General features: G+C 47.5%; 25 protein-coding genes. 18 read left to right on the top strand and 7 right to left on the bottom strand.

From position 1 onward, the window contains the following. Window positions 1–1,115, top strand: a 1,115-nt coding sequence (locus EAO33_RS07640) for a DNA translocase FtsK (RefSeq protein ID WP_162982257.1), incomplete at its 5' end; no start/stop codon positions are given. Here EAO33_RS07640 and EAO33_RS07635 read toward each other — a convergent pair. Genes EAO33_RS07635 through recA form a run of 5 tightly spaced genes read right to left on the bottom strand, consistent with a single transcriptional unit; the run spans window position 1,085 to window position 5,514 of the window. Beyond that, window positions 1,085–1,981 carry a pseudouridine synthase family protein gene (locus EAO33_RS07635; RefSeq protein WP_120946164.1) on the bottom strand — a complete coding sequence of 299 codons (897 nt, stop codon included), beginning with the start codon at window positions 1,979–1,981 and terminating at the stop codon, window positions 1,085–1,087. The two genes, EAO33_RS07640 and EAO33_RS07635, sit on opposite strands and share 31 nt — an antisense overlap. Next, on the bottom strand, window positions 1,981–3,603 hold the full coding sequence (locus EAO33_RS07630; protein WP_120946163.1) for a CTP synthase: 1,623 nt from the start codon (window positions 3,601–3,603) through the stop codon (window positions 1,981–1,983). Before EAO33_RS07630 ends, EAO33_RS07635 begins: the two co-directional genes overlap by 1 nt. Before the next feature lie 22 nt (window positions 3,604–3,625). Beyond that, window positions 3,626–4,225 (bottom strand): AMIN domain-containing protein, encoded by a 600-nt coding sequence (locus EAO33_RS07625; protein WP_235853135.1) that lies wholly within the window; start codon window positions 4,223–4,225, stop codon window positions 3,626–3,628. Continuing rightward, window positions 4,226–4,477 carry a hypothetical protein gene (locus EAO33_RS07620; RefSeq protein ID WP_120946162.1) on the bottom strand — a complete coding sequence of 84 codons (252 nt, stop codon included), beginning with the start codon at window positions 4,475–4,477 and terminating at the stop codon, window positions 4,226–4,228. A 2-nt stretch (window positions 4,478–4,479) separates the two neighbouring features. Next, window positions 4,480–5,514 carry a recombinase RecA gene (gene recA, locus EAO33_RS07615; RefSeq protein ID WP_120946161.1) on the bottom strand — a complete coding sequence of 345 codons (1,035 nt, stop codon included), beginning with the start codon at window positions 5,512–5,514 and terminating at the stop codon, window positions 4,480–4,482. A 118-nt stretch (window positions 5,515–5,632) separates the two neighbouring features. Here recA and EAO33_RS09775 point away from each other — a divergent pair, with 118 nt between their 5' ends. The 15 genes from EAO33_RS09775 (at window position 5,633) to EAO33_RS07545 (ending at window position 18,736) form a co-directional block, all read left to right on the top strand. After that, window positions 5,633–5,758, top strand: a complete 126-nt coding sequence (locus EAO33_RS09775; RefSeq protein ID WP_268877479.1) for a hypothetical protein — start codon at window positions 5,633–5,635, stop codon at window positions 5,756–5,758. A gap of 13 nt (window positions 5,759–5,771) precedes the next feature. Beyond that, window positions 5,772–7,607, top strand: coding sequence for a threonine--tRNA ligase (thrS, locus tag EAO33_RS07610; protein ID WP_120946160.1), 1,836 nt, complete (start codon window positions 5,772–5,774; stop codon window positions 7,605–7,607). A gap of 11 nt (window positions 7,608–7,618) precedes the next feature. Beyond that, window positions 7,619–8,116: a translation initiation factor IF-3 gene (gene infC, locus EAO33_RS07605; RefSeq protein WP_205589538.1), complete on the top strand. Its 498-nt coding sequence runs from the start codon at window positions 7,619–7,621 to the stop codon at window positions 8,114–8,116. Between the two features lie 20 nt (window positions 8,117–8,136). Then, window positions 8,137–8,331 (top strand): 50S ribosomal protein L35, encoded by a 195-nt coding sequence (rpmI, locus tag EAO33_RS07600; RefSeq protein ID WP_120946158.1) that lies wholly within the window; start codon window positions 8,137–8,139, stop codon window positions 8,329–8,331. A gap of 78 nt (window positions 8,332–8,409) precedes the next feature. After that, entirely contained in the window at window positions 8,410–8,760 is a 351-nt protein-coding gene (gene rplT, locus EAO33_RS07595) for a 50S ribosomal protein L20 (protein ID WP_120946157.1), read from the top strand. Between the two features lie 390 nt (window positions 8,761–9,150). Beyond that, the gene (gene ppk1, locus EAO33_RS07590) at window positions 9,151–11,172 is read left to right on the top strand and encodes a polyphosphate kinase 1 (protein WP_120946166.1); all 2,022 of its coding nucleotides are present in this window, start codon (window positions 9,151–9,153) and stop codon (window positions 11,170–11,172) included. Beyond that, window positions 11,165–12,196, top strand: a complete 1,032-nt coding sequence (gene pyrD, locus EAO33_RS07585; protein WP_120946156.1) for a dihydroorotate dehydrogenase (quinone) — start codon at window positions 11,165–11,167, stop codon at window positions 12,194–12,196. The genes ppk1 and pyrD overlap by 8 nt, the downstream gene beginning before the upstream one ends. A gap of 65 nt (window positions 12,197–12,261) precedes the next feature. Further along, window positions 12,262–13,554 carry a M16 family metallopeptidase gene (locus EAO33_RS07580; protein WP_205589537.1) on the top strand — a complete coding sequence of 431 codons (1,293 nt, stop codon included), beginning with the start codon at window positions 12,262–12,264 and terminating at the stop codon, window positions 13,552–13,554. A 10-nt stretch (window positions 13,555–13,564) separates the two neighbouring features. Beyond that, a complete protein-coding gene (gene dapA / locus EAO33_RS07575; RefSeq protein WP_120946154.1) occupies window positions 13,565–14,443 on the top strand; it encodes a 4-hydroxy-tetrahydrodipicolinate synthase in 879 nt (292 codons plus the stop codon). A gap of 17 nt (window positions 14,444–14,460) precedes the next feature. Then, a complete protein-coding gene (locus EAO33_RS07570; protein WP_205589536.1) occupies window positions 14,461–15,231 on the top strand; it encodes an enoyl-ACP reductase in 771 nt (256 codons plus the stop codon). Window positions 15,232–15,386: 155 nt separating this feature from the next. Next, the gene (locus EAO33_RS07565; RefSeq protein WP_235853134.1) at window positions 15,387–15,869 is read left to right on the top strand and encodes a hypothetical protein; all 483 of its coding nucleotides are present in this window, start codon (window positions 15,387–15,389) and stop codon (window positions 15,867–15,869) included. Window positions 15,870–15,877: 8 nt separating this feature from the next. After that, a complete protein-coding gene (pgsA, locus tag EAO33_RS07560) occupies window positions 15,878–16,453 on the top strand; it encodes a CDP-diacylglycerol--glycerol-3-phosphate 3-phosphatidyltransferase (protein WP_120946152.1) in 576 nt (191 codons plus the stop codon). Next, window positions 16,453–17,472 (top strand): RIP metalloprotease RseP, encoded by a 1,020-nt coding sequence (gene rseP / locus EAO33_RS07555; protein WP_120946151.1) that lies wholly within the window; start codon window positions 16,453–16,455, stop codon window positions 17,470–17,472. The genes pgsA and rseP overlap by 1 nt, the downstream gene beginning before the upstream one ends. A gap of 114 nt (window positions 17,473–17,586) precedes the next feature. Next, entirely contained in the window at window positions 17,587–18,291 is a 705-nt protein-coding gene (locus tag EAO33_RS07550; protein ID WP_120946150.1) for a Bax inhibitor-1/YccA family protein, read from the top strand. Window positions 18,292–18,295: 4 nt separating this feature from the next. Then, window positions 18,296–18,736 carry a thiamine-phosphate pyrophosphorylase gene (locus EAO33_RS07545; RefSeq protein ID WP_120946149.1) on the top strand — a complete coding sequence of 147 codons (441 nt, stop codon included), beginning with the start codon at window positions 18,296–18,298 and terminating at the stop codon, window positions 18,734–18,736. On the opposite strand, the gene EAO33_RS07540 is transcribed toward EAO33_RS07545, so the two are convergent. Further along, a complete protein-coding gene (locus EAO33_RS07540; RefSeq protein WP_162982255.1) occupies window positions 18,687–20,030 on the bottom strand; it encodes an outer membrane beta-barrel protein in 1,344 nt (447 codons plus the stop codon). The genes EAO33_RS07545 and EAO33_RS07540 overlap by 50 nt on opposite strands. Continuing rightward, window positions 19,943–20,491, bottom strand: a complete 549-nt coding sequence (locus EAO33_RS07535) for a hypothetical protein (protein ID WP_162982254.1) — start codon at window positions 20,489–20,491, stop codon at window positions 19,943–19,945. The genes EAO33_RS07540 and EAO33_RS07535 overlap by 88 nt, the downstream gene beginning before the upstream one ends. Before the next feature lie 218 nt (window positions 20,492–20,709). Here EAO33_RS07535 and EAO33_RS09255 point away from each other — a divergent pair, with 218 nt between their 5' ends. Both EAO33_RS09255 and EAO33_RS09140 read left to right on the top strand, forming a co-directional pair. Beyond that, complete coding sequence (locus EAO33_RS09255) at window positions 20,710–20,985, top strand: hypothetical protein (RefSeq protein WP_205589535.1); 276 nt, start codon at window positions 20,710–20,712, stop codon at window positions 20,983–20,985. 1,345 nt (window positions 20,986–22,330) lie between these two features. Beyond that, window positions 22,331–22,474 carry a hypothetical protein gene (locus EAO33_RS09140; RefSeq protein WP_162982253.1) on the top strand — a complete coding sequence of 48 codons (144 nt, stop codon included), beginning with the start codon at window positions 22,331–22,333 and terminating at the stop codon, window positions 22,472–22,474. Window positions 22,475–22,651 lie beyond the last annotated feature (177 nt).

Raw genomic sequence — 22,651 nt, 5'->3', positions numbered from 1 at the left:
CACCTCCCCCACCTCCCACCTCCCACCAAGCCGCCCAACAAGCCCAGAACTTGTTAGCCAAATTGCGCATGTTTAAAATCGAAGGTCAGATTGTGCACACCTGCGTGGGACCTGTGGTGTGCACTTTCGAGTTTCGTCCCGGCGCGCATGTCAAGGTGAGTAAGGTGGTGGGTTTGGCTGATGATTTGGCGATGGCTTTATGCGCTAAATCCGTGCGTATCCATGCCCCTATTTTGGGCAAAGATGTGATGGGGATTGAGATTGCGCGCGATCAAGTGGAGATCATCGCACTTAGAGAAATCCTAGAAAGCCCTAATTTCACCCAAGCCCCCTACCCCCTAGCCCTAGCCTTGGGTAAAGATGTGCGTGGAGAAGTCTTTGTGCACGATCTAAGCGCGTTGCCCCACTTACTCATCGCGGGCACTACAGGGAGCGGAAAGAGTGTGGGCTTGCATGCCATGTTGCTCTCTTTGCTCTATAGAAACACGCCTACGCAAGCGCGCTTGCTCATCATTGATCCCAAACGGGTGGAATTTAGTGCCTATGTAGATATCCCCCACCTCATCACCCCCATTATCACCGATCCCAACCAAGCCATCATCGCGCTCAAAAGCGCGGTGGAGGAGATGGAGCGGCGTTATGTGAGCATGAGCACCCTGCGGGTGAAGAATTTGCAAAGCTATAACGCCAAAGCCCTAGAGAGTCTACCCTTTTTGGTGGTGGTGATCGATGAATTAGCCGATTTGATGCTCGTGGGGGGTAAGGAGGTGGAAGCCCCCATCATCCGCATCGCCCAAATGGGGCGCGCGTGTGGGATTCACCTCATCATCGCCACCCAACGCCCCAGTGTGGAGGTGTTAACCGGGTTGATTAAAACCAATTTGCCCTCTAAAATTAGCTTTAAGGTGGGCTCTAAACTAGACTCGCGCATTATCCTAGATCAAGAGGGGGCACAAAATCTCTTGGGGAAAGGCGATATGCTCTTTGGGTTTAACAACACCTTGCAACGCCTGCATGCCCCCTATGCTAGCGAAGCAGAGATTGAACGCGTTATGGACTTTTTGCGCACCACTGGACCCGTGCACTACGATTCACGCTTTGCCTCTTTGGAGTAAAGCCCATAAGCCAACCCAAAAAGCGCAAATTCTAGCCCTGTAGCTTCTAGGGCTAACTTCGTTTGTAAAGATTTAAATGCGCCTTGAAAATCCGCTTTTTTAGCGTCTAAATACGCCCTAGCGTGCGCGTCATGGGTGTAGAGGGGTTCGCCTACAATGGGGAAGCCTAGCGCGCTTAAATGCAGGCGGATTTGGTGCGTGCGCCCGCTAATGGGAGTGATTTTCAGGCGTGTGCGCTGAGTGTAGGAGCAAAAGTCTAGAATTTCTATAGTGGTCGCGCTAAACTTGCCCTTTGTAGAGATTTGGCAACGAATCCCTAGATCACCTCGAATACTCTTGGGTTCTAAGATGGGCAAGATCACACTAAAATCCCCCTGTGCGTAGGCGCGTATATCTCCCTGCACCCACGCATGGTAGGTTTTTTTTATTTGGCGCGCGCTAAAGAGTGTTCTGAGCGTATTTTCATAACGCTTTTGTGCGCTCACCATCACCAGCCCACTGGTTTCATAATCTAGGCGGTGGATCAATCTAGCCTCAGGGTTGCGCGCGTGCACGCTTTCATACAAACTAAAACTCTGATAATTCTTAGGGTGGGAGTAGAGATTTTTGGGCTTGTGGTAAATCTCAAAAAAAGGGGTGCTAAAGATGGGCTTTAGGCTGGGGGCATGGAGGGCTTTAAAGTGCAAAAGCGCGACCTGCCCTACAATGCGCTCAGACTTGCGCACACAAACCCCATTAGGATAGCGCAAACGCCCTCGATCCAACACGCTTTGGGCTTGCGCGCGCGAACAAGCTAGGACATGGCTGACAAAAGCCCACGCCTTTATGGGCGCAGGGACATCAAAGACTTCGCGCACAAAGGGCATTATAAACAGGCTTGCACAAAGGCTTTAAAAAGGGGATTGGGGGCGATCAATCTTGAAGTAAATTCGGGGTGGTATTGCACACCCATGAAAAACTTGTAACCCTGCAGAGCTAACCCCTCTATTAGTTGATCTTGGGGGCTGTGCGCCACCACTTCTAGCCCGTGCTCAGCATAGGATTTTAAATAAGCCTTGTTGATGGTGTAGCGGTGGCGGTGGCGCTCTTTAATCTCTAGCGCGCCATAAGCCTTAGCGATCAAAGACCCCTCTTTGAGCGCGATGGGGTGCGTGCCAAGACGCATGCTCGAACCCTTATGGGCGATGTGGGCTTGACTCTCCAGCAGGTGCACCACCGGGTGCACACACTCAGGAGCAAATTCGCTAGAATGCGCGCCTTGCAAACCTAGCACCTCTCTGGCAAATTCTACGACCATGAGTTGTGCCCCCAAACACACACCCAAAAAGGGGATATGGTGCGTGCGCGCGTGCGTGATGGCGTTGATCATCCCCTCGATCCCGCGTTGTCCAAAGCCCCCGGGCACTAAAATACCTTGCAAGTCTTGGAGTTGGTTGGCAATGCGCGCGCGCAAGGACGCGTCTGTTTGCCCCTCCTGTAATTCTAACTCTTCGCTATTGACAAAGACCACCTCTACTTTGAGTTGCGCATGCGCGCCCACACACACCATGCTTTCTAAATAGCTCTTATAGGATTCCACTAAGTGCACATATTTCCCCACAAAGGCAATTTTAACACTGCGCTTGGGTTTGAGGATATGCCCGACTAAATTTTCCCAAATTTGTAATTTTTGGGTGTCTGGGTGCGCTTCTAAATCAAAATGCCTAAAGATAGCTTTTAGCAAGCCCTCTTTGAGGTATTCAGAGGGGCAGGCGTAAATGCTAGGCACATCTCTAGCCTCAATCACATTCTCCTCTGGCACATCGCAACTGCTGGCGATCTTTTTTTTGAGCTCCAAACTCAAGGGCTGGCTACAGCGCGCCAAAATGATATGCGCGCTCACACCCAAACGGCGCAATTCAATGATGGAGTGTTGGGTGGGTTTGCTCTTGAGCTCTTGGCTAGTGGGAATATAGGGCACTAGGCTCACATGCACATTGGCTACCTGCTTGCGCCCCAAAGTGTTTTTAAGCTCTCTAATGGCTTCTAAATACACCATCCCCTCAATGTCCCCCACCGTGCCCCCCACTTCTACGATTAAAAAGTCCTTGCCCTGCCCAAGTCTTAAAATCCGCTCCTTAATCTCCTCTACAATGTGGGGGATCACCTGAATCGTCTTGCCTAAATACTTGCCCTCTCTCTCCTTTTCAATCACACTCAAATAGATTTGCCCGGTGGTGAAATTGTTCTCTTTAGAAAAATCCTTGTTTAAAAAGCGTTCGTAATGCCCGATGTCTAAATCCGTCTCACTTCCATCTGCGGTTACAAAGACTTCGCCATGCTCAAAGGGGCTTAGGGTGCCCGGGTCAATATTGATGTAGGGATCGATTTTGAGAATATCCACCTCAAAATTACAGAGTTTGAGCAGATGGGCTAGGGAGCTAGAAGCCACGCCCTTACCCAAAGAACTCAGCACCCCGCCGGTGATGAAGATAAACTTAGTCGCCATAGTTGTTCCTTAATGAGGTTGGTTAATACAAAGTGATGACTAGATAGTTATCCTTTTGGGCGATCTTGTAGTCGTAACGCCCATCCAAGGCGATGGCAAAACGATAGAATTTATTATGGGTGCTTAGGGCGACTTGGCTGACATGCCTTTGGTGGATATAGAGGGTTTCGCGCAAGGTGGGTTCTTTTCTATCGATGTCGATCACAATGCGATAGGGGTCTAATAAGACAAAGGAGCGTTGGATTTTGGAGGCGGTGCGTAAGTAAATCTTGTTATCGCGAATCCAAAATTCGAAGTTGGCGATCTCGTAAGTGCTATGCTCGGGTTGCAACAAGGCTTTGATCTGGCTGAGTTGCAAGGGATAGTGCCAATCGATGCGCTGACCTATGTCTATCTCTTTAGTGTGCATAGACGCGTCTAAATCTTGGTAGGTTAAAGTAATTTTAGTAAGCACTCTAGCCGTGGTGGGCAGGGTGATTTTCAAGGTTCTAAAGTAGTCCACCACCATGTCTTCTAGCATGTTGGTGTTCCCGCGCGCGTTCTTGGAAGGTTCAAAGGGGTTTTCTCTAGCCATCAGCATGCCCAAGAGCACGAACACCACCAGCCCTTTGAACATTTTCATCTAGCGCGCGCTTAAAGTGGGTTCTAACTCTTTGAGTTCAAAGAGCTGTTTTTGGAGTTTGGCGTTTTCATACTGCAAATTCTGCACACTGGCTTGCAAACTTGCCTGCCTGTCTTTGAGCGCATTGAGCACCTCAAAGGAGCTTTCTCCAAAGAGCAACCCCCCAATATAAAGCCCTAAAGCTACCAGCCCAGCAAACAAGAACAGGACATAACGATACAAAAAAGCCAGTTGCCACAAAGTTAACAACATCATCAACTCTCAACAGGCATGTCTAGCGCGTGGGTTTTATCGCTAAAACAGAGCTTTTCTTTGATTTTGGTTTCGATCTCTAGGGCTAGGGCATGGTTTTCTTTGAGGGTGAGTCTAGAGGTTTCCTTGCCCTGCCCTAATTTGGTGTCTTGGTAGCTAAACCACGCCCCGCTTTTATCCACAATGTCCAATTTTACCCCATAATCAATGATCTCGCCGGCATGGCTAATCCCCTCGCCATAGATCACATCGAACTCGGCTTCCTTAAAGGGAGGAGCGACTTTGTTTTTCACCACCTTCACTTTGACGCGATTCCCAATGGATTGATCGTTTTGTTTGAGTGTGGCGATACGCCGAATATCCAAGCGCACGCTAGCATAGAATTTTAGAGCATTACCCCCCGTAGTGGTTTCTGGGCTCCCATAGCCCATCATGCCAATTTTCATGCGGATTTGGTTGATAAACACTAGAGTCGTGTTCATCTTGTGCAACACGCCTGTAATCTTGCGCAGGGCTTGGCTCATCAAGCGGGCTTGCAAGCCCACATGCTGATCCCCCATATCCCCCTCAATTTCAGCGCGTGGGGTGAGCGCGGCGACAGAATCTACAGCAATCACATCTACCGCTCCGCTCCGCGCCAAAGTTTCTAAAATCTCTAGGGCTTCTTCGCCGGTGTCAGGTTGTGAGATCAATAAATTGTCCACATCCACACCCAATTTCTTAGCGTATTGCACATCTAGGGCATGTTCGGCATCAATAAAGGCGCATGTACCCCCTTCTTTTTGGGCTTGGGCGATGATGTGCAAAGTCAAGGTGGTTTTCCCACTGGATTCTGGACCATAGACCTCCACAATGCGCCCTCTGGGCACGCCTCCAATGCCTAGCGCGATGTCTAGCCCTAGCGATCCAGTAGAAATCGCCTCAATGGGTTCGATCTCCTTGTCTCCCCAGCGCATTAACGCCCCCTTCCCAAAAACTTTATCAATCTGCTTGATCGCCAAATCCAACGCTTTTTGCTTTTGTTCGTCCATGCAAATCCTTTAAAAGCGCGATCTTAACAAAAGAAAGACTAAATTCAACTTAGGGGAGCTTTAAACAAAGGTTTAACTCAAAGCTGGTAGAATGGGGGCAGTTTTTTGTGTTTTTGGAAGAGAAATGCCAAGAGTGTTAGCCTTGCTGTGTGCGTTATTGTTACTAGGGTGTTTACAGCCCATGAAAGACCCCGATGCCGAAAAAGTGGATTCGCAGGTGCAGTGCGGTTTTGGATCGAGCGGTTGTTAGATAAAGGATAGGATTGGAGCAGATTATTGGTGTCAAAAAAGAGGGGGTGGTTTATGATGTGCAAAGCGCGCAGGAGTTAGGGTTTTTACAAGAGGGACAACCGGTAGCAGGCGCGCAAGCGATTTTATTTGGGGATAATCCGGAGGCTTTAGAAATTTTGCGCCACTCTTGCGCCCATTTGATGGCTCAAGCCATCGCGCAACTCTACCCGGGCGCGCAATTTTTTGTCGGTCCTGTGGTAGAGGAGGGGTTTTATTACGATTTTAAAACCCAAGCTAAGGTTTCTGAGGAGGACCTAGCGCGCATTGAAGCCAAAATGCTAGAGATCGCTAAGCGTGCTTACCCCATCACCAAGAGTTATTGCGATCGCCAAGAAGCCCAGCAACGCTTTAAAAATGACTCTCTCAAACAAGCCGTGATGGCAAATATCCCAGAGGAGAGATTGAGTATTTATACACAAGGGGAGTTTGAAGATTTGTGTCGGGGTCCCCATTTGCCCAATACAAAGTTTTTACAGCATTTCAAACTCACTAAGCTTGCCGGGGCATATTTGGGAGGGGATTCTAGCCAAGAGATGTTACAGCGCATTTATGGGATCGCCTTTGCCACTAAGCAGAGTTTAAAGGATTATTTAACCCAACTTGAAGAAGCCAAAAAGCGCGATCACCGCAAATTAGGACAGGAATTAGGGCTTTTTAGATTTGATGAGGAAGTGGGGGCGGGCTTGCCCATTTGGTTGCCCAATGGCATGCGTTTGCGCAAACGCATTGAGGACTTATTGAGCGTGGCGTTATTGCGCAGTGGGTATGAACCCGTGCGCGGACCTGAAATCCTTAAAAGCAGTTTGTGGAAGATCAGCGGGCATTATGACAACTACAAAGAGAACATGTATTTTACCACTATTGATGAGGTGGAATACGGCATTAAGCCCATGAATTGTGTAGGGCATATTAAGGTCTATCAACACGCCCTGCGCTCTTATCGCGACCTGCCCTTGCGTTTTTATGAATATGGGGTGGTGCATAGACATGAGCAAAGCGGGGTTTTGCATGGCTTGTTGCGCGTGCGTGAATTTACCCAAGATGACGCGCATATTTTCTGTCGTTTTGATCAAATTAAGGGAGAAGTGCAGGCTATTTTACAATTCACCAAGAGGGTGATGGGAGCTTTTGGCTTTGATTATGAAATGGAGCTCTCCACCAAGCCAGAAAAATACATCGGTAGCGATGCAGTGTGGGAGCAAGCCACTAATGCGCTCCAAGAAGCTCTACAAGAGCAGGGCGTGCCCTTTAGCGTTGATGAGGGCGGAGGGGCGTTTTATGGACCTAAAATTGACATCAAGATTACAGACGCAATTAGACGCAAATGGCAGTGTGGCACTGTGCAGGTGGATATGAATTTGCCCGCGCGTTTCCATCTAAGTTATGCGAGCGAACAGGACAGCCCGCAAATGCCTGTGATGATTCACCGCGCCATTTTGGGCTCTTTTGAGCGTTTTATCGCTGTGCTCACTGAACACTACAGCGGGAATTTCCCCTTTTTCATCGCCCCCGTGCAGGTTGCGCTTGTGCCCATTTCTGCGGATCAACATGATTATGCACAAAACATCTATGAGCAACTACGCCATGTAGATATTTTTGCAGAAGTGGCAAGTAAAAATGAGAGTTTGGCAAAGCGTATCCGCACCCTAGAGAAACAAAAAGTGCCCTTGATCGCGGTCTTGGGGGCTAAAGAAGCCCAAGAGGACAGCCTAGCCATTCGCGATCGCGCTTTGGGGCAACAATACACTATGAACAGCAAGGAGTTTATTCACATGTGTCAAGAGAAAATGCAAGAGGTTAGTTTTTGAGTAAGGATGTCTTGTTAAACGATGCGATCTCTTTTAGAGAAGTGCGTTGTGTGGGCGATGGAGGCGAACAATTTGGCATTATCAGCGCGGCAGAGGCGTTAAAAATCGCGCGCAATCAGGGTCTAGATTTGGTGCTCATTAGCGCGAATGCTAAACCTCCTGTGTGCAAAGTGATGGACTATGGCAAATACTGCTACCAAGCCGAAAAGAAACTCAAAGAAGCCAAAAAGAAGCAAAAGCAAATTGAGATCAAAGAGATCAAGCTCTCCACCCAAATCGCCCAGAACGACATCAATTACAAAGTCAAACATGCCAGGGAGTTTATAGAAGAGGGCAAGCATGTCAAATTCAAAGTGGTTTTGCGCGGGCGTGAGAGTCATGACCCTAAGGCGGGTTTAGAGGTCTTGCAACGCGTGCATGCGATGATGAGCGACATTGCGGACGCGCAAAAAGAGCCCAAGACAGAGGGCCGTTTTGTGATGTGGCTCTTTGTGCCCCAAAAGAAGTAAATTTATAGAAAGGAGAGAGCATGCCTAAGATGAAAACCAACCGCGGGGCGGCTAAACGCTTTAAGGTGAAAAAAAGCTTGATCAAGCGTGGGAGTGCTTTTAAAAGCCATATTTTGACCAAGAAAAGCCCCCGCAGAAAAGCCAATCTCAATAGCCCGCATTATGTGCACCCTACTAATCTGCACTCTGTGGCGAGCATGTTGTGTAAGGCGTAGTAAATCCCCCTTGCGTGCCTTTTTGCACAAACAGGGAAAGTTTGATTTCAATCACACCTACAAGGTAAAGGAAACATAATGAGAGTAAAAACCGGAGTGGTGCGCCGCCGCCGCCATAAAAAAGTCTTAAAATTAGCGCGCGGATTTTATAGCGGTAGGCATAAGCATTTTAGAAAGGCTAAAGAGCAATTAGAACGCAGTTTGTGCTATGCCTTTAGGGATCGCAAGCAAAAAAAGCGCGACTTTAGAAGTCTGTGGATCGTGCGTATCAATGCGGCTTGTCGTCTGCATGATACCAGTTATTCTAGGTTCATGCACGCGCTCAAAAGCGCAAATATCGAGCTCGATCGCAAGGTCTTAGCGGACATGGCGATGACAGACGCAAGTGCTTTTAGCGCGTTGGTAGAACAAGTTAAGCCCCACCTTTAAAACAAAGGCGCGCCTAGCGCGCGCTAAATATCTTTAGCAATTTTGCTTTTGTCTGCTCTAGTCCTGAGAGTATCTGTATGGCGGTAAGGTTTTAAGATAAGGCTGAATTTTGTCGATCGTCTGAGGTGAAACCAATGTTACAGATATGGATTGTAAAGGGGGAGGGGGGAGTTAGGCGCTCTTTAGTGCGTTGCAGGCATGTTGATAAGGAATGGATTGCCACCAAGATGGGGACATTGGGGGCGCGCAAAAGAACTCCTTGCAGGATTTTAGGGTGCTTAAACTCTATCAAACGCCCTTTGAAGTTACTTTAATGGGTGGGGGCCAAAGGGGATTGCGCGTTGATTAACCCTAGTGTTGTAGGTTATGGTTATGTGTGGAGGTTTTGGTATGGATTTAGCGCATCTGTATTTTAACCGAGAACTCTCATGGCTACAATTCAACACGCGGGTTTTAGATCAGGTTTGCGACACTAAGTTACCCCTTTTAGAGCGCTTGAAGTTCTTAGCCATTTATGGCACAAATTTGGACGAGTTTTATATGATTCGTGTGGCTGGGCTCAAGCATTTGAGCGAGGAAGGGGGGCTTAAGGTGGGGGTAGATCAAATAAGCCATGACAAACAACTCAGGCAAATCCGCCACTATCTGCGCGCTGAACAGCGCATTGTGCAAGAACAATTTTTAGAGCTTAAGGCGGGCTTGGATGCGGTGGGGTTGTCCCTAGTAGATGGCGTGCAAGAGCTTTGCCAAAAGCATCAAGATAAATTGCAAGATTATTTTGAAAGCACGCTCTACCCCTTAGTCGTGCCCATTGTGCTAGACCCAGTGCGCCCCTTCCCTTTTTTGAGCAATTTGAGTTTTGGGCTGGTATTGGGCTTAAAACGCCATAAGCACACGCACACGACTTATGGGATCATCAAAATCCCTGCGGTGGTGCAACGCTTTGTGGAGGTAGATAAGGGGGTTTTTGTGCCTGTAGAAGAGGTGGTGCGCGAATTTGCGCCCTTGCTCTTTGAAAAGCACGATGTGCTAGCGAGCATGGTTTTTAGGGTTACCTGTGATGCGGACATGGAGATTATTGAGGATGAGGGGCATGATTTAGCCGCACTCATTAGCGAGGGCTTGCGCACGCGCAACCGGGGCGATGTGGTGCGCTTAGAAGTGAGCGGGGCGCATGAGGATCTGCTAGATTTCATCCAGCACAAGATGCCCGGGGTGGATGTCTATAAGAGCCACATCTTATTAAACTTAGGCTCTTTGTGGGAGTTAGTCAACGCTAAAGGGTATGCCACGCTCAAAGCCCCTATTTTTCACCCCAAAGTGCTCCCCCCTTTGAGCGATTTAGAACACCATACCGGTATGTTTGACTTACTAGACAAACAAGATATTTTTCTCTTCCACCCCTATGAAAGCTTTGACCCTGTGGTGCAATTTATCCAAGATGCGGCTAAAGACCCCTGTGTCTTAGCTATTAGGATGACTCTTTATCGTGTGGGGAAGCAATCCCCCCTTGTCAAGGCACTAACAGAAGTTGCGCCCCATAAACAGGTGAGTGTGCTCGTGGAGCTCAAGGCGCGCTTTGATGAAGAGAATAATTTGCACTGGGCTAGGGAGCTAGAGGACGCGGGCGCACATGTCATCTATGGTGTACCTAAGTTAAAGGTACATGCCAAACTTGCCCTTGTGGTGCGCAAAGTGGGCGATCAGATTAAAGAGTATGTGCATTTGAGCACGGGCAATTACAATATCCAATCGGCTAAGGTCTATACGGATATTAGTTTGCTCACCTCCAATAGACAGGTTGCTTATGATGTGTTAAAGCTCTTCCACTCACTCAGCACGGGGGTGGCAGGCAAAACCTACCTTAAAACGCTCTTTATGGCACCCAAGCAAATCCGCGCTCAAATGCACGCTTTGATTCAAAATGAAATGCGCTTTAAAGAAAGAGGGCGCATTATTTTAAAAGCTAACGCTCTTGTGGATCCAGAGATTATTCAAGATTTATACGAGGCTTCGGGTGTGGGGGTGCAAATCGATCTGATTATTCGGGGCATTTGTTGCTTGCGTCCCCAAGTGGAGGGCTTGAGTGAGAATATCCGTGTTTTCTCTATTGTGGGGAAATATTTAGAACACGCGCGCATTTACTACTTCGCTCACGATCCTGCCAAACTCTATTTTTCTAGCGCGGACATGATGACGCGCAATTTAGACAAACGCGTAGAATTGCTCATCCCCGCTCCCTCTAAGAGTATCCAACGCAAGTTATTCCACATTCTGCACACCCAGCTCAAGGACAATGCCCAGTCTTATACGCTTAAACCCGATGGCACTTACACTAAAGTGCCCTGTGAGGGGGCGTGTTTTGACGCGCAAGCCTTTTTTGAACAAGAAGTAGAAAGAGCGCATGGTTAAATTTTATCCTCTAGCAAAAAAACTTCTGTTCCAATTAGAACCTGAGAGCGCGCACGCCCTAGCTGAGCAAGCCCTGAAGTTTTTGAGGTGGTGGCTACCACCCCCCTACCAGCACCCCATGTTGAAAAATACGATTTTGGGGATGGAGATGCCCAATCCCCTCTGTCTAGCCGCCGGGTTTGATAAAAATGCCACCATGTTAGCCGGATTAAACCAACTAGGCTTTGGGGGGGTGGAGGTGGGCACAGCCACGCCTAAACCCCAATATGGCAACCCCAAACCGCGTTTGTTTAGATTCCCTAAGCAAGAGAGTTTGCAAAACGCGATGGGTTTTAATAATAAAGGCATTGCGCGCTTGGTGGATCGTTTAGAGCGTGTGCGTCCGCTTGCATGTGTGGTGGGGGTCAATGTGGGCAAGAATAAAGACACCCCCCTAGAGCACGCGCTTAAAGATTACCAACAAGCCCTGCAAGCTAGCTTGGGTGTGGGGAATTACTATGTCTTTAACCTCTCCTCACCCAACACCCCCAATCTTAGAGATTTGCAAAATAATAGCTTTGTGGGCGAACTCTTTTCTATGGCGCGCGATCTCACACACAAACCCCTCTTTTTAAAAGTTGCCCCCGATTTGCCCAGCGATGCGCTTTTAAAAGTGTGCGCGAGCGCTCTAGATTATGGCGCGCAGGGCATTATTGCCACCAATACCACGATGGATTATAGCCTCCTGCCCGGAGCCAAGCCATTTGGGGGAATCAGCGGGCAGGTCTTAAAAACTAAGAGTAGGGAAGTCTTTAGGCATATCGCCCAAGCGTTTTTTAAAAAGGCGATCTTGGTGTCTGTGGGAGGGATTGGTAGCGCGCAAGAAGCCTATGAGCGCATTAAGATGGGGGCGCATTTTGTGCAGATTTTTACAAGTTTCATCTATCAAGGTCCGCTGATCTGTAGACAAATCAACCAAGATATAGTAAAATTGCTGCAAAGAGATTCTTTGAGCTCTATTCGAGATGCCATTGGGATTGGGTGATGATGGGATTGACATTTTTAACACGGGTTTTATGGTTTTTCATCTTGAGTTTGCTAGGAGTTGCCATGCTAGATGCCACAGACAAACAGGGGTGTTCCTCTTGCGTGCCCCTGCCCAAGTATTACAGCACCACTTTAGACAATGGTCTGCAGGTGGTCGCCGTGCCTTTGGAGAACAAAAGCGGGGTCATTGAGGTAGATGTGCTTTACAAAGTGGGTTCACGCAATGAAATGATGGGCAAGAGTGGGATCGCCCACATGCTCGAGCACATGAATTTTAAAAGCACCAAACACCTCAAAGAGGGCGAATTTGACGCGATTGTGAAGAGTTTTGGAGGCGTGAGTAACGCCTCTACTAGCTTTGATTACACCCGCTACTACATCAAAGCTAGCAACACCCATTTGGACAAGTCTTTAGAGCTTTTTGCCGAGATGATGGGGTCTTTGCAGCTCAAAGAAGACGAGTTTATGTCTGAGCGCCAAGTGGTGGCTGAAGAACGCTTATGGCGCACGGATAATTCCCCTTTGGGCTATCTCTACTTCCGCTTTTTTAACACCGCCTTTGTCTACCACCCATACCACTGGACTCCCATCGGTTTTATGGAGGACATCAAGAACTGGAAACTCAAGGATATTAGAGATTTCCATTCGCTTTACTACCAACCCAAGAACGCGATCGTGCTTGTGGTGGGGGATTTAGATCCCAAACAAGTGTTTGAACAGGCTAAAAAGTATTTTGGAGGCATTAAAAACACCACTGCCCAACCCATCCCGGGCGTGTATATGCAAGAACCCTTGCAAAATGGGTTGCGCCAAACCACCATCCATAAAAAAGACCTATCTTTAGAGTGGCTAGCCATTGGCTACAAAGTGCCCCCCTTCTTGCACAAAGATCAGGTCGCGCTCAACGCCCTAGCCAAGTTGCTCACGCAAGGAGATAGCAGTCTGCTCAAAAAAGATTTAGTGGATCAAAAACGCCTAGCCTCTCAGGTGTTCGCGCAAAATATGGAACTCAAGGACGCTAGCGTGTTTTTATTCATTGCGGGGGCTAACCAAAATGTGGAAGCCCTCAAACTCAAACAAGAGATTTTAAACATCCTAGATCAGATCAAACATGGGGGGATCACCCAACAACAGCTAGACAAAGTCAAGGTGAATCACCGCGCAGATTTCATTGCTAGCTTGGAGGATTCCTCAGATGTCGCAGAGATTTTTGCCGAATACCTCACACAAGGGGATATTAAGGACATTGCAGATTACCAAGCCCAGTTTGATGCCCTGGAAGTCAAGGACATCGTGCGCGTGGCTAATGAATACTTCCGCGATGAAGTCTATAGCAGTGTTGTGCTAAAGCCCTAAGAGTTAAACCATGCATGCACTAAGTGCGTTGATCACCCCTTTTAAAGCGGATTTGCAAGTAGATGAATCCGCCTATATTGCCCTTATTGAACGCCAAATTAGACATGGCATGGACGCGTGCGTGCCTGTGGGCACAACTGGTGAATCAGCGACCCTCACCCATCAAGAACACATGCGTTGCATTGAGATCGCCATTGAGGTGTGCAAACCCAAGGGGGTTAAGGTTTTAGCCGGTGTGGGGAGCAACGCCACGAGCGAGTCGATCATGCTGGCTAGCTTTGCCCAAAAGGCAGGCGCAGATGGGATCTTATGTGTGAGCCCCTATTACAACCGCCCCACCCAACAAGGGCTTTACCAACATTACAAGAGCATCGCCCAATCTGTAGAGATCCCTTTGATCCTCTATGATGTGCCCGGGCGCACCGGAGTGCAGATCGCCACCCAAACCGCGGCTAGACTTTTCAAAGAAGTCAAAAATGTCGCAGGGATTAAAGAAGCCTCGGGGATGATGCAAAGATTGCCCGATTTAGATCGCTTCGCTGAGGGGATTTTAATTTACAGCGGAGAGGACAAACTCAACCATGCCATCATGGCTTGCGGGGGGGTGGGGGTGATCTCTGTTACGGGGAATTTGCTCCCCAATAAAATTTCTGCTCTAGTGCAAAGCGCGCTACAAGGGGATTTAACTAGATCGCGCGCGATCCAAACGGAACTTTATGATATTAACACCGCGCTTTTTTGCGAGACTAACCCTATCCCTATCAAGGCGGCGATGCACATAGCCGGTCTTTTGCCCCATTTGGCTTATCGACTTCCCTTAGTGCCCCCTAGCTTAGAGAATCTGCGCTATTTAGAAACCATCTTAGAGAAATACGAGGTATTGGCATGAATATATCAGAGCAAACCATGCGGGATAAAACCCTAGTGGTGAGTGGGGCGACCCGGGGGATTGGCAAGGCGATTGCTTATAGATTTGCTCAAAATGGGGTCAATGTGGCGTTCACTTACCACAAAAACGAGGAGGAGGCACACAAGATCGCTCAAGAAATGCAAGAGCTCTATCAAATTAAGGCGCGCGCTTATCATTTAGATGTGCTAGAACCTGAGCAGTATATAGAACTCTTCAAACAGATCGATGCGGATTTTGAGCGCGTGGATTGTTTTGTCTCCAATGCGATCATCTATGGGCGCTCTGTGGTGGGCGGATTTGCTCCTTTTATGCGCCTCAAGCCTAAGGGATTAAATAATATCTACACGGCTACGGTGTTAGCCTTCGTGGTGGGCGCACAAGAGGCGGCTAAACGCATGAAAATGGTTGGCGGGGGGGCGATCGTCTCTTTAAGCTCTACGGGAAACTTGGTTTACATGCCCAATTACGCCGGGCATGGCAATTCTAAAAATGCGGTAGAAACCATGGTCAAATACGCCGCAATGGACTTAGGAGAATTTGGGATTCGTGTGAATGCGGTGAGCGGGGGACCCATTGACACGGACGCGCTCAAAGCCTTCCCTGATTATGCAGAAATTAAGCAAAAAGTAGAAGAACAATCCCCCCTAAAGCGCATGGGCAACCCTACAGATTTGGCCGGCGCGGTGTATTTTTTATGCGATCCTGCCCAGAGCGCGTGGCTGACTGGGCAAACAATCGTTGTGGATGGTGGCACAACCTTTAAATAAGGGTTGATCCTTGTATGACCATTTTTATTGAGAATAGCCCCGAGTTACAGAGCGCTAGGAGGTATATCCTTGGTGCGATGTCGTTGGGATTTGTGCTTTGGCTAGTTATTTTTTTTGGCATGTTCTCTTGGGTATCAACCTACAAAGGGTTTGTCGTGTCTTTGAAGAATTCGCCTTGGTTAGGATTTTATCTTTTTTTATTGCTCACGATGTTTGTAGCCCAAGTGGTGGGTTATTACAAACTAGCAAAGGTGAGCCGTAATCTTTTGCTTTTTAGATGTGTCGCTTTCCCCTACATTGCTGATGCGCTTTTATCCCTATGTGGATTATTGGTGTTTAAAAACCCTGCGGACATGTTACAGCTCAAGTTTTTAACCCTTGCTCTTTATGCCTACTACAATTATCGCCTATTTATGGAGCTCACACGCGTAACCCAAGACCCCTTATTTAAGTATGGGATGCTGGTTATAGGGCTGTGTTTTATGTTTATTCTCTTTATGGTGCTAATTTTGGGGAGTGTGTCCCTGTATAGGTTTGTCATTTTTGGAGTGTGGGTGCTGTGGTGGATGGGGGTGCTGGTAGGTTGGAGCATGATTGTGTTAGGTTTTGTGCGATTCAAACAAATTAGCTACCCCTAGGGGCATTTGTGCTAACCAAGTGCATCCGCAACATCCCTAATATTTTGACAATCCTGCGTATCTTTCTGGCAATCTTCTTGCTTTTTTTCATCTTGCATGGGGAATATTTATTCAAGCTCCCCAAATCTCACACCGATTACACCGAAGCCTTGATCTTTTTGGGCGCAGCGCTTACGGATTTTTTAGACGGCTATATCGCTAGAAACTACCATTTGAAAACCTTGTTTGGCGAAATTTTTGATCCCTTGGCTGATAAAATTCTCATCTTAGCTGCCTTTTTAGGCTTGCTCTATTTGAATCGTATCAACCCGTGGATCCCCTTTGTGATCTTGGGGCGGGAGTTTTTCATTGCGGGTTTGCGAATCTCAGTTTCTAATATGGGCAAGAGCATCGCGGTGAGTCGTTTGGGTAAGTATAAAACCTTCTTGCAAATCATGGCTATTAGCTCTCTTTTAGCCGATCTGCACTTAGGCAGTGTAGTGATAGGGCATTATTTAGTCGCGCTCGCGCTCTTTGCTACTTTGTATTCGGGCATGGATTATGTGTTCAAATACTACCGCCTCGTGCGCGCTCTAGGGGTCTAATGGGCTGGCTTGCCTCTATCATAGCTTTGGGCTTTTTGATCTTCTTTCACGAATTAGGGCATTTTCTAGCAGCGCGTGTGTGCGGGGTGGGGGTAGAGGTGTTTAGCATTGGCTTTGGGCGCAAGCTTTGGGCTAAACGCCTAGGCAACACCCAATACGCCCTCTCTGCTATCCCACTAGGGGGCTATGTCAAACTCCAAGAAAATCCTATAGAAAGCCCAAAGAGTTATCCTAACCAACCCCTTTACAAAAAACTCATCATCTTAAGCATGGGTCCCCTCTTTAATCTCTTGTTGGCTTTTGGGATTTATCTAGGGGTGGGCTTGGTGGGGCACACCAGTTTAGCCCCTGTAGTGGGCGCGCTCACCCCTGATATGCCTGCTGCCAAAAGCGGAGTCCAAGTAGGGGATCGCATTGTGGCAGTAAATCACACAGCTATTAGAGATTGGCAAGAGCTTTTTGAGGCGATCCAGCGCGCACAAGGAGCGATCACCCTGCAAATTAAGCGCGATCAACTCCTCAATATCACCCTTACACCCGCCTTGAAAACTACCCAAAATGCTTTTAAAGAGAGAGTGCACACTAAGCTCATAGGCATCGCCCCATCTAAAGAGCAAGTGTGGGTGCGCTATGGCTTTTTGCAATCCACCCAGCGTGCGCTTAGCCAGCTTGTGGGTATGTGCGCGCTGATTTTTAAGGGGATTGAAAAACTCTTTATAGGTGTGGTGAGCGTGTCTGAAATTAGCTCGGTGGTGGGGATTGTGGATTTTATGGCACACCAGCAAAATCTAGCCTTGCTCTTGAGTGTCGCTTTCATCTCTATCAATCTAGGGGTGTTAAATCTCCTGCCTATCCCAGTTTTAGATGGGGGGCAGATGGTGATCACACTCTATGAAAGCTTGACAAAACGCAAACTCAAAGGCGAGCATCTAGAAAAGCTCAATCTCTTAGGGCTAGCTTTACTCATCGCCCTAATGGCTCTAGGCTTGTTTAACGATGTGCGCCGTTTGGCAGGCTAATGCCGTGTTAAATCCGCACACACAGCGCGTTTAGTGCGCCTTTGAAGTCTGCTTTAAGCCTAGCGTTAAACTATGGTGCTATAATCCACGCATTTTTACACTAAAGGAGTATTTATGGCGCTATACGATCGCAACACCTCTAACACGCAGTTTAACCCCGGCCTAGAAGCCTCCGCCCAGCTCAATGACACCGCGCTTGTGAGTTTTGTCAAAACCACTTACAAATTCTTTGCAGCCAGCTTGTTGCTAGCTACCATTGGCGCGTTGGTGGGCTTTATGAACTTCCAAGTGGTGAATCAATACCGCTGGGCGTTTTTCATCGCCGAATTTGCTGCCCTCTTTGGTTTGATGTTCACTAGAAACATGCCCACGCTGAATTTGCTCATGCTCTTTGCCTTTACTTTCCTCTCGGGCATTACGCTAGTGCCCCTGCTAGGCTTTGTGATCGCTAGGGCTGGGGCTGGCGCGATTTGGCAAGCCTTAGGCATGACAACCATCGTCTTTGGCGTGATGAGTGTGTATGCTATTAAAACCAAGAGCGATCTAGCCAACATGGGCAAGATGCTCTTCATCGCGCTGATTGTGGTGGTGGTGGCTTCTTTAATCAATCTCTTTTTAGGATCGCCCATGATGCAAGTGGCGATCGCTGGGGTGAGCGTGATTCTCTTTAGCCTATTCATCGCCTATGACACCCAAAACATCGTGCGTGGTCTTTATGCAACCCCCATTGAAGCCGCTGTCGCGCTTTACTTGGACTTCTTCAATGTCTTTGTTTCCCTGCTCCAAATCGTAGGCATCATGGGGGGCAGAAACGACTAGGGGCATTGAACGGCTTTTAGACGCCAATCTCAACCGCTTTAAGGAGGGGGTGCGGGTGGTAGAAGACATCGCCCGCTACCTCTATAACCACCCTGCTTTAGCCCTGCAACTCAAAACCATCCGCCACAGTGCCACAGACATTTTTAGCCAACACCAAGGCGATGTGATCGCCCTGTATTCTCATAGGGATAGCGCGCACGATGTGTTGCAAACAAGCGATACCTTACCCACAAGCCCCCTAAACCTGCTAGACATGTTGCAAGCCAATTTCAAGCGCGCCCAAGAGAGCGCGCGGGTGTTAGAAGAGGGCTTTAAGGTGTTAGGGATCAAGCAAGCTGCCCTGGGCTTTAAAGCCCTGCGCTACGAACTCTATGGGCTAGAAAAACAAAGTGTTCTTATAGCCCAAACAAGCGCGCAAACGCAATGTAAACATCCACATCGCTAAAGCCATTGTCTAACATAAAATGCGTGGTGTCAGCGTGCATGTCCACACTCTGTTTAGAAAGGGGGTCTTGCACGCCTAGTTTGATAATATTGCGATCAAATTGGAATCTAAGCCCCATATTCAACAACGCGCTAAAGGTGTAGGCACGATCTAGGGGCGCGTTCTTGGCACTCAGAAAGTAGTGATCCCCGGCTGCATACACCCCCGCATATATCCCCCAAAACAAGCCATTGCGCCCTTTTGGCACGACCAAATCCCAGATCACATCGCCCCCCAACGCCCATCTGAAACTCTGCAAGGATTTGAACACGGGGGATTGTTGTAATAGCACGCTATGGACATAGCCATACCCCACACTCGCTTGTAGATCAACACCAAGGTGGTTGCTAAAGAAGTATTGGAATCCCGCGCCTATATTGGCGTTCCAGTTGATATTTTGGAAGGTTCCAAGACGCTTGATCACTTGGCTTAAGGGTGCCATGCTGGGCACAGCCCCGGGCGTGCGGATACTGCCTAGTGCGCTGATATCATTGCCAGCGGTGTTGATCTGGTTGGCTAGGTTATTGTAGGGGAAACCTAGCTTGGGGGGGGTGGGTAGGGGTGTGATGGTGGGGGCAGAAGGGGCGTGGAAATACTGGTTAGCTGTGGGGATGGTTTGTTGGTAATTATTCTGTGCCATGCCCATCACCATGGAGAGATCGTTATAGGTGGCGACAAGACTATTAGCCGCACTAGAAGCCATACCAGGATACACGCCAGCGCTCAAGAGTCGATCGATTTCTCTAGATTCTTGGAAAAACCATGCGTAGTTTTTGACAATCTGTTCGATGGAGAAATTGAGGGTATTAGGGTCTATGGCACTAAAACAAGTGCTGATGCTAGTAGTGGTAGGAGAACATGCCCCAGAGATGCCCGCGTTATAAGCACCATAATACTGGTTGATGGAGATGATGGAATCTGTCTGTGGATTCTTGGCGATCCCTAGAATATCTTGCAAGATATTATCGGAGAGTTGGGCAATTTGTGCCATCTCTGCTGCCGGGCTAGAAGCCACCCCATTGCATGACGATCCCCCGATACACTCACCCATCGCAGAAGTGATCTTATCCCTAAGCGCGCTGAACTCTTGTTTTTTTTGTTGGTAGGCACTATAGGCACTATCATAAGCCTTTTGATCCGCGCTGTTTTTGGATTCGATGGCATTTTTCAAATCGTTAAAGGCTTTTTGGGCTTGGGTGAGTTTGTTGTCATAGTCATTGACTTCGTTAATGATGGAAGTTCCATAGCCTTGCAAGCTCCCAGGATATTTTGGTAGTTTTGCAAAATAGCTTGATCATGCGTAGCACTGGGGGAATTAGGATTGGCGTTGAGAATGCTTTTGAGTTGCCCAATTTCTGTTTGAATTTGCGCCTCTAGGTTTTTGATCAAGGATGCCTTAGCTCCCGAAATATCAAGGGGGGAGAGCTGTAAAATATCCTTGGTAGAGCCCACTTGTGCCGCGCTAGAATTGAGATTTTTGAGCGTGTTGACTAACTCTTTGAGGTGATCGTTGAGATTGCTTTGTAAAGAAGCGGTGTTAATGGGTTTGGGGGGTGGGGCGGCATTGGGACCATAGGCAGAAACCCCCGTGCTTTGCGCCCCCACACTGCCCTCTATAAAAAAGCCATCACGCACATCTCCCCCATACCCTAATAAGGAACTCAAGGACACACAGATAGAAACCACGCCCCCTTTTAAGAATCTAAACGCGATCACCAGACACCTCTCTTCAATGTAATCGCCCCCCAAAGCCCACTGATTCTAGCAAATTATCCCATAAATTAGACAAATACACCACCAAAAAGTCTTGCTATAATGAGGTTTTTAGGATTTTTGGTTTTTTATTTATTAAAATATTAAGTTTTTTTAGATAGAGTGCGTCTACCTGATTTAACTCAGGAAATTTTTGGTTAAAGGAGACGCAATGTCAGGACATGAAGAATGTTGCCATGAGCACGAAGGGCACGCAGAGCACGGGGTGCACCATCACCACCATCACCACCATCACTACCATGGTGGCACGCACCACCATCACCACCATCACCATGGCGGAGAACACCATCATCACCATGAGCAACATGGAGATCACTGCGCTAGCTAGTTGCCACACGCCCCCTCTTGTGGGGCTTTTAGCCCGTTTATACAGCGTTTATACAGCGTTTACATCCCACACCCCAAGCAAAACTAACCAAAAAACACAAAAGCCCTAAAGTGCGCATTATTCCAAACATAAGCACTCCTCATAGAAAATACCAAGAGTCTTAGTATTTTAGCATCTACAAGGGTGGGAGTATAGAAATAATAGTAATAAGGCGATGGACTTGTTGTCCAGATTAAAAGTTCGTTGCTTGATTGTTCGTTGGGGAATAAGCTCTAGGACATTTCAAAAGTTAAGAGTTGCTGCATTATCTAACAAAAACGCCTCAACTAACTCGTGTTTGGGATAGATTATACAGAATTCGCTATTTGTTCCCCTTTTGGGTTTTTGGGCATTTGTTAGAAGTTGATCTCAAGCATCTGTGCATTTTTAAGAGACAAGATTTATAGATTTAGCAAGATTCGTTAAAGCAAGATTCATTAAAGCATCATACCCAATTCTATCGCCTATATGCAAGCCTTCTGGTAGTGTCCTCGGGCTTTTTGAGCGTTTTGAGGAATATCTTTCCTAAGTTTTTATTAATTATCTTAGATTGCTGCAAAGAATAATTGAGGGAAAAGAGATGTGATTGGATGACCCAGCGGTGGTCTCAGGGATTTAAAAAAGCCAAGCGCGTCATTGAATAATCTCCATGTCCATGATAAAGTTATAAAGAGATGTATGTTTTGATCAGCGAGCAGAGAATAGGGATTGACAAGTTTACTGTAGTAACTAAAGGGGGTGCAAATACAGCTAGAGAAGAATCGTTTTTTAATGTTTTAGTGCACAAAACTCCTTAAAATGTTTTTAAGTATTAGCTCTGAAAATTACCAACACATCTGCGTCTTTTAATCCACAACTCCAAAGTAAATGGATGAAAAAATGGGTTGCTTACTCAATCACAATCATTTGTCTGACCCTACACCACTCTAAAAGCAGTCCGTGCGTTGCGCTCTTATGTTAAACTGTACTAGAGAGCGTAAGGCAAATGCCTTGTCCACCCAGCATTGCCAAAAACTCTAGCAAATCTTTTCATCGCCCAAAACCAGTCCCTATTTTCATTATAACCCGCACAGCTCAAGAGATAGGGCGGATCAAGGTAAAAATCATTGCCAACACAGCATTCAATTAACCTGTCAATCCGCACATAAAAACACACTCCCCTGGATTTTCTCTTGAAAAAGGCGCAATTTATAATGCAGCCTAACGCTACAAAGATCCATTCTGTTTTCGGCAAAATTGATATTAATAAAAGGCGTTTTGTTAAACAAGAGTTAAAACTACTTGGGCAGCTTGGTGCAAAAATCCAAGTCCTTTTTCTAGGCTTTTCGTGCACACCAACAAGGCGCGCACATACTCTAATATACTTAAATCCTCAGGGGTCTTTGGGGACACTCAATATTGCAAGGGGTAGGAATGTGGCGTATTATGTGCGTTGGGTGGATCAAGAGGGGAGGCGGGTGGAGTTCAAGGTAGGCACTAAGGCGGGTGTGAAATGGGAGGAAAGCAAGTTTGAGGCGCGCGAAATTGTAGCATTGGGTTGTCTATGGTCTGCTGTGTGAGTCTGGTGTTTTCTTGATAAAGGCGAACAAATCCTCGCCCCTATCTCTAAAGCGTGCACTATTACAAAGAAAAGCAATTCAGCCGTTTCAAAGAAGCGTTACGGGCGATCTTCACCCCACTATGAGCATAACTATGAGCATACTAGGTTTTTAAAAACGCCAGTAGTCTCATCTACT

It is taken from the genome of Helicobacter labacensis, assembly GCF_003660285.1.
In the GTDB taxonomy this organism is placed as follows: domain Bacteria; phylum Campylobacterota; class Campylobacteria; order Campylobacterales; family Helicobacteraceae; genus Helicobacter; species Helicobacter labacensis.
This window is presented reverse-complemented; position numbering and strand designations above follow the sequence as displayed.

Bases quoted from the DNA above. Each gene is read 5' to 3' on its own strand.
- EAO33_RS07635 (WP_120946164.1), bottom strand. From the start codon at position 1,981: ATGCCCTTTGTGCGCGAAGTCTTTGATGTCCCTGCGCCCATAAAGGCG.
- EAO33_RS07630 (WP_120946163.1), bottom strand. From the start codon at position 3,603: ATGGCGACTAAGTTTATCTTCATCACCGGCGGGGTGCTGAGTTCTTTG.
- EAO33_RS07625 (WP_235853135.1), bottom strand. From the start codon at position 4,225: ATGAAAATGTTCAAAGGGCTGGTGGTGTTCGTGCTCTTGGGCATGCTG.
- EAO33_RS07620 (WP_120946162.1), bottom strand. From the start codon at position 4,477: ATGTTGTTAACTTTGTGGCAACTGGCTTTTTTGTATCGTTATGTCCTG.
- EAO33_RS09775 (WP_268877479.1), top strand. From the start codon at position 5,633: ATGCCAAGAGTGTTAGCCTTGCTGTGTGCGTTATTGTTACTAGGGTGT.
- rpmI (WP_120946158.1), top strand. From the start codon at position 8,137: ATGCCTAAGATGAAAACCAACCGCGGGGCGGCTAAACGCTTTAAGGTG.
- rplT (WP_120946157.1), top strand. From the start codon at position 8,410: ATGAGAGTAAAAACCGGAGTGGTGCGCCGCCGCCGCCATAAAAAAGTC.
- ppk1 (WP_120946166.1), top strand. From the start codon at position 9,151: ATGGATTTAGCGCATCTGTATTTTAACCGAGAACTCTCATGGCTACAA.
- pyrD (WP_120946156.1), top strand. From the start codon at position 11,165: ATGGTTAAATTTTATCCTCTAGCAAAAAAACTTCTGTTCCAATTAGAA.
- EAO33_RS07580 (WP_205589537.1), top strand. From the start codon at position 12,262: ATGCTAGATGCCACAGACAAACAGGGGTGTTCCTCTTGCGTGCCCCTG.
- dapA (WP_120946154.1), top strand. From the start codon at position 13,565: ATGCATGCACTAAGTGCGTTGATCACCCCTTTTAAAGCGGATTTGCAA.
- EAO33_RS07570 (WP_205589536.1), top strand. From the start codon at position 14,461: ATGCGGGATAAAACCCTAGTGGTGAGTGGGGCGACCCGGGGGATTGGC.
- rseP (WP_120946151.1), top strand. From the start codon at position 16,453: ATGGGCTGGCTTGCCTCTATCATAGCTTTGGGCTTTTTGATCTTCTTT.
- EAO33_RS07550 (WP_120946150.1), top strand. From the start codon at position 17,587: ATGGCGCTATACGATCGCAACACCTCTAACACGCAGTTTAACCCCGGC.
- EAO33_RS09255 (WP_205589535.1), top strand. From the start codon at position 20,710: ATGAAGAATGTTGCCATGAGCACGAAGGGCACGCAGAGCACGGGGTGC.